Source organism: Nocardia sp. NPDC051030 (genome assembly GCF_040683015.1).
GTDB lineage: Bacteria > Actinomycetota > Actinomycetes > Mycobacteriales > Mycobacteriaceae > Nocardia.
The window spans coordinates 256,203-271,325 of record NZ_JBFBCD010000012.1 but is presented as its reverse complement, the minus strand read 5'-3'; the positions used below and the strand labels follow the sequence as shown (position 1 = coordinate 271,325).

Sequence of the window (15,123 nt, the reverse complement as noted above, 5' to 3'; positions counted from 1 at the left end):
CTTCTCCGGTTACGGCACGCGACCACTTTTCCTGCCAGCTTCCGGAGAGAAAGCGGGGTTTCCCGTGTCCTTCATCCCCACCCAGTTCCCGGTCACCATGACCGACGGAACCCATGAGTACCAGGTGTTCGACGTTTCCGCGTTCGGCGACGCGATGTTCGGTCTCGGTCACCGTGTCAAGGAAGACGTCGCGAAGGCCGCGCCCGCCAAGCGCGCCAAGTAAATCCGTTCCCCCTCTACGAAACCGGAGAATCCCAATGGCAGCACCACGCAAATCGTCCTCGGCCGCGAAGGTGGCCGGCGGTGACGAAGGCCGCTTTTACGAAATCCAGCGCGAGCTGGCAGCCAAGCGACGCGGCCCCTACCACCTGACCGCCGATATCGCGATCCAGCCCCTGACTCGCCGCCAGGCGCGTCTGCTGGCCGAGACCGACGACGAAGAAGACCAGCTGCGGATCCTGCTGGGCGGCGCCTACGACGCGGTCGACGAGCTGTTCGCCGACCGCCCCATCGACGAATGGGTGGCCTTCCAGAACGATCTGTACGCCCACTTCTACGGCGAGGGCGCCATGGAGCTGCCGGGGGGATCCGAGGGCTCGTAGAGTTCTGGGACAAGTTCGGTGCCGCGCTCGAATACGACCTACTCGAGCGCGGCATCGACGTCCGAGACTGCTTCGGGCCCATAGAGTTCCGAACCCGCGACTGGCGCACCATCTGGCGCTTCAAAGACCGGTTGCCACGCGGGTCGCACTACAAGACGGCGCTGGCGCTCGACCGCGAGCTTGCCGAACACTGGCTCGATCTGGAGGAATCCGAGGAAGAGCCGGAAACCGAAGATCCCCCCACCCCCGAGGGCTACACCCTCGACACCTACCTGTTGTTGTCGATCATCGACGGGTTACAAGGCGTCCAAGCCGCAGTCATCGCGGCAGCCGGCGCAGACCCACCCGCAGTCAAACCGATGCCCCGCCCCCAAACGGCCATGGACATCATCCGCGAGGAACGCCGACTCGCAGTCATGAACAGCATCGTCGACATCTTCAAACCGGCAGTCGGCTAGGCGGTTGGCGCGGCCCAGGAAGTAGGATCCACTCGTGCGTGCCGACATCGAAGCCGCAGTACGAATCGCCCGTCAAGCGGCGGACTTCGACTGGGCCTGGACCATTGACAACCTTGAGCAGTTCTGTGGTCTCGTCGGTTGGCAGCGACCTGTCCCGGACGAAATAGTCGGCGCGGAAATCCAGACTGACTTGAATATCTCTTGGCCTGTCGCATTGGCAGTGTACGATCCCAAATTCTGCCGTATCTGGCTACCAGGGAGTCAGGTGGTATATGTCACGGTCTGCCTTACTGATGATCCGAGTGAAGATTCCCTGGAGGTTCAGCAAGCCCTCGTAGATAGGTTTGCGGAAATATACCGCCGAATCAGCTCAGAATTAGGGAAGCCTGCGCGCCTGCTCGGCAGACATCCCCGGGTCTATTGGGATCTTCCCAAGGTTTCGCTTGTGCTCACAGCGGACTTCGACCGGTTGGAAGTTTCATTTAGGATCGCTAACTCCATCTATCAACATCACGATAATCTGATATATGAGGATGATGAGGATCGCGAGGAGGTTTCTCCGACTGTCATTGCCCGCCCCTCCGGTTCGGATTGGCCCGAGTTTGCGGCCTCGCTGGCTTTGGCTTTGTCTCGTCTGCCCGAGGGCGGAGATCTTCAGCTAAGCATGGGCGATACGATCGGCGCACAATTTACCATGCGGCATATCGAGGGCCTCAGATGCGGATCGGCTCGGCGTGGCTGGATTATCGGATTCCCAAACGCGAGCACGGGTTCCCGCAAGGGAATTGAATGGCCTGCCGCAAACGAGGTATTTCTCGAAATGGCTGAGAATCTCACAGCAGAGCTCCGTGAGGCGTACCAAGTCGTGACGCCTTCAGAAATTCTTGCCGAGGCTTGGGTCGATTCGTATCGATGCATCCCAGACATCTCTACAATCGGTGAGACCGAACAGGTCGACAGGTGAAAACTGTGCGGTGGCGGTGCAAGGCTGAGGGTGCGGCCGGTGCGGCTCACGTATTGTCTAACGTCGATGATCTCGCTTTCGCCAGCTTGTTGTAGCAGGTGCCCGCGGCGACCAGTGCGAGGCCTTGGCCACGCGGAATTTCGCGGGTTTGCGCCGTCGCGGCCGAGTGCCGCCTCGTCGAGCAAGGGTGGGTCGAGGACACGGACCAACCCGCTGCCAGATAGACGATTAGCAGTTCGAAGGAAGTAGGATCCAAGCATGCAAGCCGATATCGCAGGTGCCGTTCGCGCAGTCGAAGTCGCCAAGGCCTTCCACTGGACCTGGAAAGACGAGGACGTCGCTCGGTTTTGTGATGCAGCGGGATGGCATGTGCGGGAACAGCGGACTCACGGTGCAACACTCGTGACAGACCTCCGGTTGGCTGAGCCGATCGCGTTTGTGGAGGCGGACCGGAGCTTTCTTCAACAGCACGGCGGATCGAAAGAGTCCGTGTTAAGCATTCAGCTTATGTTCACAGATGTCGGTCCTTTCCGCATTGGATTGCCGCGTGAGTTGCTCGGGCAAGTAAATGAGCAATTGACGGCGGCAATCGGTGCTCCGACCTGGTCGGACGAAGACGGCCGGGCAGCGTGGTATCTCCGCCGCTTGGTAGTGCGTACTGAGCCTGGGGACGAGTGGCTTCAAATCGAATTTATCAATCCTCGTTATCAAAAATGGCGGGAAGAGTCGGATTCCTCCTTCGCTGACTACGGCGACGATGAGTTCGACGACGGGGAGTAAGTAGAATCTGCCGCCATGGGGGTGTGAATATTTCGCCCAGTCAAGAGTGGACGTGGTGGCTCGTTCTATTTGGGATCCCCCTGTCAGGAATTATACCGTGACTACTTTGCTGAATCTGAAGGGCTAGCAGTCTAGTTAGGCTGAAAGCGCGCTATTTCCCGGTCGTCGGCTTGTATCAATCAGTTGGTCAAGCTTGGGGCCCTCAATTACTCATTCCCTCCGTATTTGGAAATGGGACTTCGGGCGCTCCTGATCGCAATTCCGACGCGGCCATACTTGTCGCCTGAGATATCGTCTAGACAATTTAATAGGTGGTGCAATATGACATTTTCTGTGCGAGGATACGCACCCGTATCGGGGATAGATATCGGTCGGCCTCCCGTAAGCGAAGATGATGTTTCACCGGTGCAACCACGGTCCTTGCTCTTGGATGACAGTAACCTCCAGGATCGTATGGATGGGCTGTTGCGGAAGCGCGCGTCTTCTATGTACCTCAAGGTACTGCTTAACCGGCGCTCCACAAAGGAAATAAAACTCGCCACGCGACTAATTGGACTAGACCCGAAGAAGCTCAAAGACAACTACGAATCTGAGCTCAAACGGCTTCGGGTACTGCACCGAAACGATCCCGCGAAGCTTGAGCTAGTAGATCATTTTTCCACGGTTGTCCGAAAAACGCGGGATGCGCGCCAAGCGCCGAATAATCTTAGCGAAGAGGTTGGGCTGGCTGCGGCGCGCTACGAGATCCAGCGAATGATTGCGGATGCTGGCGGAGACGGCGTAATCCTCGTAGATGGCCGACGTGGGAACGACACGTTGGACATAGTTGCGGTGATTAAGGGCCGACTAGTAGTCGTGGAAGCCAAGGGTGGTTTGTCAAAGCATCCGACGCTCGGTACAAGATTAGTCCAAGATGATTCAGGAGACTGGCATGTTGTGAGGCAGGGTTCGCGGATATATCTTCGCACCCTGATTTCCAAAGACAAGGGCTTGCGCAGGAGATTAATAGCCAAGGGTTATAAGCATATACTCGACGAGTTCGAGCAAGATACCGGAAACATTCCGGTCGACTACTACTTGGTTCACGCGAGGATCAGACACGGGGCTGTCGTTCCCGGTAGTAGTCCTCGTCGGCGGCAGCCGGACTCAATTCAGTATGTTGAAATGCGGACCTTCAATGTTACGGGTGGTAATGTCAATACCATTGATCCACCTCATAAACCGCGCCCGTCGAAAGTCGATACAGACAAAGAACGTAAGAGGGTCAGGAGAATTCCGGTCTCCTGGGTTGCTACGGCAGGTGGGATAACGGCAGGTCTGGCAATAATACAGAGCACTCTGGGTGCCCCTCGGGCAGGTGCTCAAACTCCTGACACGCCCTCGGGAACAGAAAGTCCGTCTGCGAGTACCTCGCCCGAGAATCGGTCTACTCCTGATGGTGGCGTTTTGTCCTCATTGAAGGAGAAGGCTGCTGCGTTCGGGCGGATGTTGTCGTCGTTCAAGGATCATGTTCAGAATGGTCTGAATTCGTTGGCGACGATGGTGGGGAATGCAGCGGCTAAAGTATCTGCGTTTGTTACCGATATTTTGGATTCGACTGGGTCGCAGGCGCTAATCGAGGAAGCGTCGAGGATCTGGGCCGAGGGCCAAGAGCTCATCAATATTGCGATGTTGTTGTCGCCGGTGGGGACTGTTACGGCGGCTATTTCTGCTGCTATTGCGATCATTCAGCAGTTGGTGGCTCATTGGGATGAGATTCGGGCTGGGTTTGATTGGGCCTTGAAGAATGTTTTGGAGCCGGTTGCTGAGTTTTTCAAGGCTGCGTTCAAGGTTTATATCACGCCTTACAAGGCTGTTTTTGATCTGGTTATGGCTGGGTTCAATGGGATGAGCGGCGTTGTGGGGGGTGTTGTCAGCACGGTGGGTTCGGTTGTTGCGGGGATTGTGCGGACTATCGGTGAGTTCTTGCAGAAGATCGATTTCAGTGTGGCCGGCAAGCACTTTGGGTTGAAGAGTATTGGTGACGCGATGGTGTCCTGGGCTGCGGGACGGATGGCCGATGGTGGTTTGGTTCAGGCTCCGGGGGCGGCGCGGGTTCCGGGGGATGCAAGGATGCGGCGGTCTTCTGGGATTCATGTGATGGCGGTGATCGATCAGTCGGTGTTGCGGGCGGCTCAGGCTGAGGAACGCAAGATCGGGTATGCGTATCGGCCGCCTTTGTTGCATGACGGGGCGTTGGCGCGGCGGGACGGTGGCCTGGGGGCGCGGACGGTTGAGGTGCGGGTGCCGGATGTCGAAGCGGCGTTCGCGGAGATCAAGACATTGCAGGCGCGGCATGACATGCGGTTCGAATCCGTTGGTGTGTAGCCGGTTTTCAGAGATCGGAAGGATTGGAAACGATGAGTTCCCAGAAGCCGCACGGTGGCGAAGATGCGTTGGCCGGGTTCGATATCGAGATCCATCCGGTCTCCCTGGACGGGCTGAACGACTCCAAGGGCAAGCAGTCGAAAGATCCTGGTTCCCAGGAGGATACGGGTCGTGGTAAGCCGAAGCCGGGGCGGCGGAATGACGAGAAGTCGTCCCGGCGCAAGCCCCGCGGGTCGAAGGCAGAGCCGAAGCTCGAGCAGGAGAAGCCGGCTCGGGCACCGAAGCCTGATCGTCAGCCCACGGGGACGCGTCCCACAACACGGCCACCCACGAAGGCGATCAAGCCGAAGTCGGCTGGTAAGCCCAAGCGGGGTCTGAGCCCCAGATTCAAGGCGGGCGCCGGTGCAGCCGGCGGCTTGGCTATGGGGGCGATGGCCTCGGGGATGGACTGGCGGCAGGCTGCCGCGGATCCGAAGGCCGCGTTGAACGGGCTGAAAGGTGCTGCGGTACAGGCCGGTAAGGACAAGATCGCGGGGATGATGGATCCGGCGAATCTGTCGGACACCATGTCTCAGGTCAAGGACGCGGGGGCGCGGACCAAGGACTTCGCGGCCAAGGCGAAGGACAAGCTCAAGGGTGGGAAGGTCGACACCAAGGGGCTCAAGGATGAAGCCAAGGCGCTGAAGGACAACGGTGCCGGGCTCAAAGACAATCTCAAGGCCGTCAAAGACCATGAGGGCGCGGGCAAGAAGGCGTCCGGCAAGGTCGGGGGCGTCGCCAAGAACATCAAGAAGCTGACCAAAGCCATTCGCACCGGGTCGATCGCGCAGAAGGTGATCGGCGGGCTGTCGAAGGCGTGGTCGGTGATTCAGCAGGTGCTCAACGGGGTGTGGAACGCGTCGCCAGTTGGGTGGGTCACCCTCGCGATCGGGGCGGCGATCATCGCGATCACGTTGATCGTGACGCATTGGGACGAGGTCAAATCCGCGTTCAGCGTCGTCAAGAAGAACGTGCTGGAACCCGTTGGTGAGTTTTTCGAGAAGGTGTTCGCCGAAGTGCTGCGGCCGTTCACGAGCATCAGTGATGGTGTTTCGGGCGCGTTCCGCGCGCTCTGCCGCACGATTCAGGGAGTGTTCAAGAAGGCGGAGCACCAGGTTGCGGTCGTGATCCAAGGGATCGCGGACGCCTTAGACCACTTCTCGTGGTTCCCCGGAGTCGACACCATCGTCTCGATGCTGTCCGGCTGGGCCTCGGCGCATATGGCCGACGGTGGTGTGGTTGGTGGTCAGTACAGTACACACGCCTCCGACAGCGCGTACCTCGTCACCGGGCCGACCGCTTCCGAGCAGGCGGCACGGTCGGCAATGACCAGCGACCATCTGCGAGCGGGCGGTCGAGATACCGGAATGGCCGCGCTGAACCGCAGCCCGCATATCGCACCCACCCGCGGTGTGCGTCGGACGGCCACGGGTGCCCGCGTCATCGACCGGTCGACCACGATCGCGCTCGACCGGCGCACCGATGGTGCGTTCGCGCGCACCAGATCACTGCACGCGCAACGCGCGCTCACCTACGCCGGTGGCCTGCGGTAGGCCCACGCATTCACAGAACTCGGGAGTTGTTGGACGATGAGCAGTCAAGGGGACGCGCAGTTCGAATCCGCTTTACGCGCGGCCCTCGCCGCCAGTGACCCGCTGGACAAAGTCGGCAAGGACGACGCGGCCGGCAAAGACGAAGGCGGGCACCAGAAGCCCGGCGGGAAACAGTCGTCCAAGCCCGAGCATGCGGGGGAATCCGGGTCGGAGGAACCGCGGGGGTCACGGACGCGGCATGAGCCGGCGGCACCCCTTCGAACTGAAAAGCCGCCTCGTCCAGCGTCTGTCGATCATCCGAACGGTATGCGCCCGACGGTTCAGCCCCCGAAACGGCCGATCAAGGCGAAGGTTCGGACCAAGCCGAAGCCGCAGGGTAAACCCAAGACCAAGCGCGGGATTCCGTCGAAGTTGAAGGGTGGCGCCGGGCTGGCTGGCGGCTTGGCAATGGGCGCTCTGACCTCCGGGATGGACTGGAAGCAGATCGCCCAGGATCCCAAGGGCGCGATCAATGGTCTGAAAGGCGCTGCGGTACAGGCGGGTAAGGACAAGATCGCGGGGATGCTGGATCCCGCGAATTTGGCCGATACCTTCTCGCAGGTTAAGGACACCGCCGCGAGCGCGAAAGACCGTGCCGCGCAGGCCAGGAACAAAGGTAAGCCGGACGGTAAGGGTGGCGGCAAGGCCGGCGCCCTGACCAAGGACGAAAAGGCGCTGAAGGAAAAGACTTCCGCGCTCAAGAGCAATACCGAGAATCTGGGCGAGTACGACAAGACCCATCAGAAGATGACCGAGAACGTCGGGAAGTCTTCGAAGGGGTTCAACGATCTCGCCAAGGCGCACAAGGACTCCGCCGGCGCGCAGAAGAACGTCGAAGGCGCGACCAAGAAGTGGGGCAACTCGCAGGACAAGCTCAACGGCGCCATGGGGCGATCGACTCTCGGGAAGATCACCGAGGCGATTCAGACCTCCATCGGTGTGGTCACCCTGTTGATCGCCAACTGGGACACGGTGAAAACGGCCTTCGACACGGTGAAGAAGACCGTGCTCGAACCGGTCGGCGACTTCTTCAAGAGCGTGTTCTCCGCTTGTCTGTCACCGTTCACCTCCATCATCGATGAGGTCAAGGGAGTCTTCTCTGGTCTGGGTTCCAGTCTCGGCGGTATCTTCTCGGGCGTCGTGCGCCAGGTAGCGGTGATCGTTCACGCGATCGGCACGGTGATCGGTCATATCAAGATCGAGCTGGCAGGCTGGCTCGGTGGTGCGAGTTTCGGTCTCGGCGGTATCGGTGCGGCGATGACCGGTTGGGCCGTAGGGCATATGGCCGATGGCGGTATGGTGCGCGGTCCAGGTGGTCCGCGCGACGACCTGGTACCGATCATGGCGTCCAACGGTGAGTTCGTGGTCAACGCCGCGGCGACGACGCGCTACGGCTCGCTGTTGGAGTCGATCAACAAGGACACCCTCAATGTGAGCGGTCGGGACGCGCAAGTTGTTGCCTCGCTCGGTCTTTCCCGTGTGAAGCCCGCGCAAGCGCTGCCGGGGCTGATCCCCGTGCACCGCGTTGACCGGTCGACCACGATCAACCTCACTACAACCCAACACGACAGCACCTATGCCCGCGCCAAAACGGTTGCCGCGCAACGAGAAGTCACATACGCGGCCGGTCGGCGGTAATCGCAGCAACGCACGAGTAAGGAATGGGCGATGGCGGAATCCCTGGACAACGACGAACTCGACGACATCGATGACACCGAGTTGGAAGATTCGGAACTCGAGGATGAAGACGCCGATGGCGAGCCCGGCGCCGAAGGCGAGCCGGAGGAGGAAGAGTCCGACGACGAAGGTGACGAGTCACTTTCGGACATGGCCATGCTGGCGGCCACGATGCCGATGGGTATGCGCGGCCGCCAGCCGAACGCACAGGGAGTGAAGCCGCAAACCGCCGCCGGCGTGCCCCAGGCGGCACCCGGTCGATCAGCTTCCGGCGGAAAGCCGCAGGCGGGCCAGCTCCCCGGGCGTGCTCCGGGCGGGAAGCCGTCCATGGCCAAACAACCCGCCGCGAATCGTCCGGCGCGTAGCACGAACGCTCCCAAGACACCCGTCGGCAAGGGTAAGTCGAGCGGAAAAGGCCAGGGCGGCAACGGTTCCAAAGCCCTCGAAACCGCGCAGAAGGCGCACGATGCGCTGGAGAAGCCGCATTCGGCGGCGACCAAGAAGCTGGTCGATTCGGCGAAGGTCTCCGCGACGGGCATGAAGCCCTTCACCGATGCGGTGAAGAAATCGACCGACGATCACAAGACCGCCAAGAAGGATCACGACGAGCACGAAAAGCAGCTGGGCGAGCTCGATCAGGCGCTGACCGGCGACGGTCTGGGCTTGATCATGAAGGGCGTCGACCTGCTCAAGCCGTGGATCGACAAGATCATGGCCATTCTCGGCAAGCTGAAAGACGCGCTGGTCAAAGCATTCGAGAAGGCGTTGCGGCCGGTCGCGGACTTCTTCGAGCGGGTGTGGTCCAAAGTCGTGGTCCCTGCGTTCCAGAAGACCGTGCAGGCGGTGTCGGGCGCTTTCAACAAGGTCGGCGACATTCTGGGCAAGGTGTTCACCGCCCTGAAGAAGGCGTGCGCCGTGGTCGTGAAGGCCGTGGGGCAGGTATTGCAGAAGCTGGACTTCACCATCCCCAGTTGGGTTCCCGAATTCGGCGGCCAGAGCCTGGGCCTGTCCAAGATCGGTGACACCCTCGTCGAATGGGCGGCGAAAATGCGTGACGGCGGCCTGGTCCACGGTCCCGGCGGCCCGCGCGAGGACCAGGTTCCGGTGCTCATGTCCAATGGTGAGTTCGTGGTCAACGCGGCCTCGACCGCCAAGAACCTGACACTGTTGCAGGCGATCAACAACGAGGGAACCCGTTCCTCCGGCTACGGTGCCGCCGCGAAATCCCTGCCCACCACCCGGGGTATGCAAGCCCTGAGCCGATCCGATCGTCCCCAACTGGTGATCGTCAAGCCGATCGGCCCGGCCGGTGACCGTCTCGACCGTTCCCTGAAGGTCAATATCAGCGCACCGGGGAGCAATCACGCACACGCCCAGGACGCCGCGGTCATCGCGCGCAGATCCATGACCTACGCTGCCGGGATGCGATGAATCGCGCGACCGCCGGTCGCGCCGACCGATCGATAACGCCCCTGACGCGTTCGACCGAAAGAGTGGAGTAGAGACAATGATTGGCAATATTATCTACGCTCACCTTTCCGGTATCAAGGAGAGCGCCCTCGGTATGTCCATGGAAAAGGACATACCTACCGATATTTTCAATGACCTTCTCGAGCATTATCTCGACAGCGGTTGGACGCGCATCTACGAATACGCCGCCCCTGATGCCTGGATAGATTACGGCCGGGTCCATGTGCGCAACGGTAAGCGCGTCCTACGCTTTCTCTGGAGCAATGTGGACGAGGGCAGTGTGGCCGGATCGCGTGCCGATATCGCGGAGATTTCCCGATACGTTTGCGAGCATCGCGGGTAGCCCGACCCGCTCGGTGGCGCACAATTGAGGGTTCATACCCGATAAATATTCTTTGCCCTTGGTGGCCGACGGCGATTGACTTTCAATCGCTTTCGGTCACTTTGTCATATCCGCTATGACCTTCCGCTGAGCAGAGAACCAGGAGCTCGGTCAATAAATCTTCATAGGGAGAGTTACTGTGGTAACGCCAGATTCGGTCGACGACGATTCGGACCGCCCACCGAACAGATCCTTGGACGGTCCGCAGGCTCGACACTGGTACAACGGTCAGGTTGAGAAGATCCCGCATCTCGACAAAGCCTGGGAAGCCTCCGGTGTGAGTTTGGAGGAGCGTGCCAAGCGCGCCCACGGTATTCGCCACGGCGCTCGCGTCGCCTCACGCGACATGATGAGCAATCGGCTCGGCGTCAAGTTGCTACAGGTCCGGGACCGGTGGAAATACAAGAACAAGGACGGGCCGACATTCGAAGGCCTGGTGGCCAAGGGTCGCAATAAGGGCTTGACGGATGACAAGATCCATCGCGGGATCATCGACAGTTCCAACCGGACCAATGAGCGGGTCAATCGTCGTTATGACAATGCCGCGCCGACGGGTGCGGATGAGAAGGGCGCGAAGACCGGTGCCGGAATGCCGCCCGAGCAGCCGAAGCCACCCGCCACTGCATCAAAGAACAACGATGCCAAATCGGGTGCCCAGGGCAAGCCCAATGCAGCGGATACCGCTCAGGTCAAGGCTGTCAAGGATGAGACCAAGGCGCTGAAGGGTAAGACCAACGCGCTGAAGGACGACCTCAAGGCCATGCAGGCCCATGAGGGCACCAAGAAGAAGACGACCTCGAATATGGGGAAGTCTCCGAAGAGTTTCACCGATCTGTCAAAGGCGATCAAGGATTCGTCGAGTGCGCAGAAGAGTGTGCAGGGTGCAACCAAGTCATGGATCGGGACGCATGGCAAGTTGAACGCGTCGATGTTGAAGTCGCCCTTGGGATTGATGGTTTCGGGGATTACGGAGGCGATCGGCGTGATCACGCTGATCATCACACACTGGGACACGATCAAGAAGGTGTTCGAGACTGTCAAGAAGACCGTGCTGGATCCGGTGGGTGACTTCTTCAAGACGACGATCGCTGCGGCGACGGCGGGGTTCAAATCGGTGACCGAAGGCATCTCGAATTCGTTCAGTTCGCTGGGTTCGAAGATCGAGGATGTCTTCCAGACCGCCGTGCGGCATGTCGCGGTGATCGTGATGGCGATCGGCGGAGTGCTGCAGAACCTCAATGTCGATGTTCCGTCCTGGCTCGGTGGCGGCAGCATCGGCTTCGGCGGCATCGGGGACCTCATGGTCACGTGGGCGAAGGCCCACATGGCCAACGGTGGTCTGGTGCGCGGGCCGGGTGGGCCACGCGACGACCTGGTGCCGATCGCGGCCTCCGACGGCGAGTTCGTGGTGAACGCGGCCTCGACCGCGCGTCATGCGGGGCTGCTGGAGGCCATCAATAACGACACGCTCGGGATCAGCGGCCGGGACGCGCAGGTAATGGCGGTGCGCAGTGGTTCCTTCGTGGTGCCCGCGCGAGGCATGCCCGATGTCGCCAATGCCCATCACTTCGATCACTCGACCACGATCAACCTCGTCACCCACCATGTCGACGGTGCCCACGCGCGGGCGAAAACGCTTGCCGCGCAGCGCGAAGTCGCAGCCTCCTGGCAGTGAGCCGGGGGCGATCAGTCCAACGGATCGCAGGCGGTCCGTTCATCAACACGAGAACAGTGAGCACCCCATGATCTATTCGGCAACGCTGCCCGCGCAGGGCGCGGGCGGCACCGACGTGGTGGCTGTGGCCGGCGTATACAAGCCCGCGTTTTACAGCGGTGACACCGTTACCGATGTGACCGTCGTTGCGCCGGACGGCTTTTCGACCGTCACCGGTGCGGCCACCAACAATGTCACGCTGTCGGTCCGGCGACTGCGCGGTGGCGTGGTGCAACAGACCTTCGCGGCCCTGACCCTGTCCGCTGGAACGAACTTCGCCGCCAAAATCCCGCTGAACATCCCGATTTCGGCCCAGCCGCTGCTGACCGCCGATGACGTGATCGACGTACAGATGCATCAGAACGGCTCGGGTGTGGCAATCGGCGCGGGCCTCCTCGTCTCGGTGTACGTCAGCTGATGCTGCCGGGGCCGAGCACATCGTAACTGCGGTAGACGCGTAATTCATTGCAGCACAACAAGAAATTGAGGTGAGACGGTGGGATCGAATCCAGCATTGGTAACGATCACCGGGGTCGACGGTTCGACATGGACGATCAGTGGAAAGGGCCGGGGCCGCGAAGGCGTCGATCTCGGGACGTCGCCGAGCGGACTGTACGACGCGCCGGTCACGACCATTTGGAATGCGACCGCGTTCCAGAACGGTTCGACCTACGGCGGCTACAGCACCAATCGGCGCGAAGTGGTCTTCGGGGTCAACATCTTCGAAATGCCCGGCCGGTCTTGGGAATCGGTGGACAGTGCGTGGCGTAAGGCGTGGGCTTACGACGCAGACTCGATCATTACGATCACGACGGACTACGGCTCGCGTTCGCTATTGCTGCGTATGTCGCAGCAGCCGGACTTCAAGCCGAACAAGGATCCGCACCTCAATATGTGGGGCCAGGTCACCATGACGTGCACCGCGGGTATGCCGTGGTGGGTCGAGGACCCGGCGACGAGTACATGGATCTCGTCCACCGACACCACCGGTGGAACCATTCAGTCCGGAAACGTGACCGTGTCGAATCCGACTGACCAGCCGATGTACCTGCAGTGGGTGTGTTCGGCGCCGGGACGATGGACCCTGCCAGACTTCTCGTTCGGCAACAACTATCACAACCGCGCCGTCGCGGACGCCCATCGAATGGTCCAATTGCCGAAGGCGTCGGCGGGCCAGGATCTGGTGGTCGATACCGATCCGGCGCAGGAGACGATCGTCGCCGCGGACAGGTCTCAGATGTGGGCGCTGATGGGTGGTGTCGGCTTCGAGTACATGGTTCCGGCCTACACCCCGGCGACGGTCCTGCCGGTGAAAGTGACCGGCGCTCCCAAGGGTGCGTCGGTGATGGCGGTGCAGCCCCGCAACTGGTCTCGGCCGTGGGGGCTGCAGTGACCACGGTGAACGATCTACCCGTCATCTACGCGAAGGCTCGAGATGTCAAGGCGGAGCGGCAGGCTCGCCGCGTCAAGGCGCCGTTCATCCGGTTGTGGGACGGCGACTGGCAGCTTCGCGGTGTCTGCAACGGTGAGATCACCGGCCACTTCACGTGGCTGCTGAATGAATCCGGCACCGGCGTTCTGACACTGCCATACGAGCATCACCTTGCGCAGTGGGCGATTTCGCGGACGCGCACCACCCAGAACATCCACATCACGGTGGACAAGGATGGCGCGCGGTGGGACGGGCGACTGTCGAAGTCCGTTGTTCAGCAGGATGAGCACGGTGTCACCACGGTCGAGATGACATTCCTTCACTCCTACGAGGAGTTGAAGCACATCTGCGTCTGGTCGAATCCGCTACTGCCGGCGGCACTGCAGATTCCGCAGCACTTCATCCTGGTCGGACCCTCGGCGTCGACGCTGAAGCTGGCCTTGTTCCTGAACGTGCTGCGGTTGGAAACCTCCCTGTGGGCGCTGCCGGACAATCCTCTCGATATCAACGAGTGGTTCAACCTCGATATGTCGAACTGGTCCATCGTGGTGAAACCGCATGACCTGCTGTCGGATTCGTCGGTGTGGACGCTGCTGGACTCGCGGTTCAAGATGTTCCATGACCTGGCGAAGGACACCCTCTCCACCGCGCAGTTGATGATCACCACCCGCCGTTGGCTGGTCGGCGATCCGCCCCCGTGGCCGGGCGCGAATCTGCGCAATGGCGCGCTCGTGGTCGACATCGTCGACAAGAGCGGATTCACCACCGGCACCAGCGAGGGCGGCAGCGTCCTCGACGGTCTGGTCTACACCGCGCAGATCTACGCCAACGACTTCCTCGAACAGACGCCGAATGTGTTGCCGGATCCCAACAATCCGGCCGAATACCAGAATCCGGGATGGTTGGGCACGCTTCCCCAAGCGCCGTGGGTGATATTCCGGCCGGAACGCAATACCGGTGTGCAAACGTCCTCGTTCACCATGACCCCGTTCACCGATGTGCAGATCCTGACGGGCGGACACTCGCCCGCGCTGGTCAACCAGGGGGTCAAGGAGGCCATCACCGCGGCCGGACAGCTGGCGGGTGCGTTGGTCCAAATGGCTATGGCCGGACTGGGTGACGCGGTCTCGGTCGGCGGCCAGCTCGCCCAGGACCTCGTGTATCCGGGGTTCATCGACACACTGCTCGCATGGGTGTCCTATAAAGACCCGATACGAGCGTCGAAGGCCGGCTGGTCGCACTATTACGAACATTTCCACGATGGTGCCGATGACGCCTACAGCCTGAACTCGTTGATCGCTTTGAGCGCCGCATTGTGGGCCACCAGGTCGTTCTACTCACATGAGTTGACGGTGGCCGATGGTCAGCCGTACTTCATCGGCGACCAGGGCGAGGGGCACTTCTTCCTGGGTGACCGGGTGGGCAGCACCGTGCACGGCATGCCGCCGGGGGAGATCTTCGTCGACCAGGTGACACAGCTGGAACTGGCCTGGGCGCGTGATCAGACGCCCGCCTGGCAGATCACCATCGGCACGAATCAGGAAGTGGAAGAGCCGCTGGTCAAGTCCCTGCGGAAGATCGACGAGATGAAGTCGACGCTCCACGACCTGGGCGTGAAAATCACCTACAACTAAGAGACGGAATCG

The 15,123-nt window shown here is 60.9% G+C and carries 14 protein-coding genes; all 14 read left to right on the top strand.

Going from position 1 to position 15,123, the window contains the following annotated elements; all coding sequences use genetic code 11:
• The first annotated feature begins 64 nt into the window (after positions 1-64).
• On the top strand, positions 65-223 hold the full coding sequence (locus tag AB0N05_RS35310) for a hypothetical protein (protein WP_364702378.1): 159 nt from the start codon (positions 65-67) through the stop codon (positions 221-223).
• A gap of 34 nt (positions 224-257) precedes the next feature.
• Positions 258-602: a hypothetical protein gene (locus tag AB0N05_RS35305; RefSeq protein WP_364702376.1), complete on the top strand. Its 345-nt coding sequence runs from the start codon at positions 258-260 to the stop codon at positions 600-602.
• 131 nt (positions 603-733) lie between these two features.
• Positions 734-1,060, top strand: a complete 327-nt coding sequence (locus tag AB0N05_RS35300; protein WP_364702373.1) for a hypothetical protein — start codon at positions 734-736, stop codon at positions 1,058-1,060.
• A 34-nt stretch (positions 1,061-1,094) separates the two neighbouring features.
• Positions 1,095-2,024, top strand: a complete 930-nt coding sequence (locus AB0N05_RS35295; RefSeq protein ID WP_364702371.1) for a DUF6301 family protein — start codon at positions 1,095-1,097, stop codon at positions 2,022-2,024.
• 258 nt (positions 2,025-2,282) lie between these two features.
• On the top strand, positions 2,283-2,804 hold the full coding sequence (locus AB0N05_RS35290; protein ID WP_364702368.1) for a DUF6301 family protein: 522 nt from the start codon (positions 2,283-2,285) through the stop codon (positions 2,802-2,804).
• 453 nt (positions 2,805-3,257) lie between these two features.
• Positions 3,258-5,171, top strand: coding sequence for a hypothetical protein (locus AB0N05_RS35285; RefSeq protein ID WP_364702365.1), 1,914 nt, complete (start codon positions 3,258-3,260; stop codon positions 5,169-5,171).
• Between the two features lie 68 nt (positions 5,172-5,239).
• On the top strand, positions 5,240-6,763 hold the full coding sequence (locus AB0N05_RS35280; protein ID WP_364702362.1) for a hypothetical protein: 1,524 nt from the start codon (positions 5,240-5,242) through the stop codon (positions 6,761-6,763).
• 36 nt (positions 6,764-6,799) lie between these two features.
• Positions 6,800-8,440, top strand: a complete 1,641-nt coding sequence (locus AB0N05_RS35275) for a hypothetical protein (protein ID WP_364702359.1) — start codon at positions 6,800-6,802, stop codon at positions 8,438-8,440.
• A 30-nt stretch (positions 8,441-8,470) separates the two neighbouring features.
• Complete coding sequence (locus AB0N05_RS35270) at positions 8,471-9,910, top strand: hypothetical protein (RefSeq protein WP_364702357.1); 1,440 nt, start codon at positions 8,471-8,473, stop codon at positions 9,908-9,910.
• Between the two features lie 76 nt (positions 9,911-9,986).
• Positions 9,987-10,292, top strand: a complete 306-nt coding sequence (locus AB0N05_RS35265) for a hypothetical protein (protein WP_364702354.1) — start codon at positions 9,987-9,989, stop codon at positions 10,290-10,292.
• Positions 10,293-10,470: 178 nt separating this feature from the next.
• On the top strand, positions 10,471-12,006 hold the full coding sequence (locus AB0N05_RS35260) for a hypothetical protein (RefSeq protein ID WP_364702351.1): 1,536 nt from the start codon (positions 10,471-10,473) through the stop codon (positions 12,004-12,006).
• A gap of 67 nt (positions 12,007-12,073) precedes the next feature.
• Complete coding sequence (locus tag AB0N05_RS35255; protein ID WP_364702349.1) at positions 12,074-12,463, top strand: hypothetical protein; 390 nt, start codon at positions 12,074-12,076, stop codon at positions 12,461-12,463.
• Positions 12,464-12,541: 78 nt separating this feature from the next.
• Positions 12,542-13,438 carry a phage tail protein gene (locus AB0N05_RS35250; RefSeq protein WP_364702346.1) on the top strand — a complete coding sequence of 299 codons (897 nt, stop codon included), beginning with the start codon at positions 12,542-12,544 and terminating at the stop codon, positions 13,436-13,438.
• A complete protein-coding gene (locus AB0N05_RS35245; RefSeq protein ID WP_364702344.1) occupies positions 13,435-15,111 on the top strand; it encodes a phage tail protein in 1,677 nt (558 codons plus the stop codon). Before AB0N05_RS35250 ends, AB0N05_RS35245 begins: the two co-directional genes overlap by 4 nt.
• Positions 15,112-15,123: the final 12 nt, after the last annotated feature.

Excerpts from the sequence above, each read along its gene's own strand:
- AB0N05_RS35305 (WP_364702376.1), top strand. The coding sequence starts at position 258 with ATGGCAGCACCACGCAAATCGTCCTCGGCCGCGAAGGTGGCCGGCGGT.
- AB0N05_RS35290 (WP_364702368.1), top strand. The coding sequence starts at position 2,283 with ATGCAAGCCGATATCGCAGGTGCCGTTCGCGCAGTCGAAGTCGCCAAG.
- AB0N05_RS35285 (WP_364702365.1), top strand. The coding sequence starts at position 3,258 with ATGGATGGGCTGTTGCGGAAGCGCGCGTCTTCTATGTACCTCAAGGTA.
- AB0N05_RS35275 (WP_364702359.1), top strand. The coding sequence starts at position 6,800 with ATGAGCAGTCAAGGGGACGCGCAGTTCGAATCCGCTTTACGCGCGGCC.
- AB0N05_RS35270 (WP_364702357.1), top strand. The coding sequence starts at position 8,471 with ATGGCGGAATCCCTGGACAACGACGAACTCGACGACATCGATGACACC.
- AB0N05_RS35265 (WP_364702354.1), top strand. The coding sequence starts at position 9,987 with ATGATTGGCAATATTATCTACGCTCACCTTTCCGGTATCAAGGAGAGC.
- AB0N05_RS35255 (WP_364702349.1), top strand. The coding sequence starts at position 12,074 with ATGATCTATTCGGCAACGCTGCCCGCGCAGGGCGCGGGCGGCACCGAC.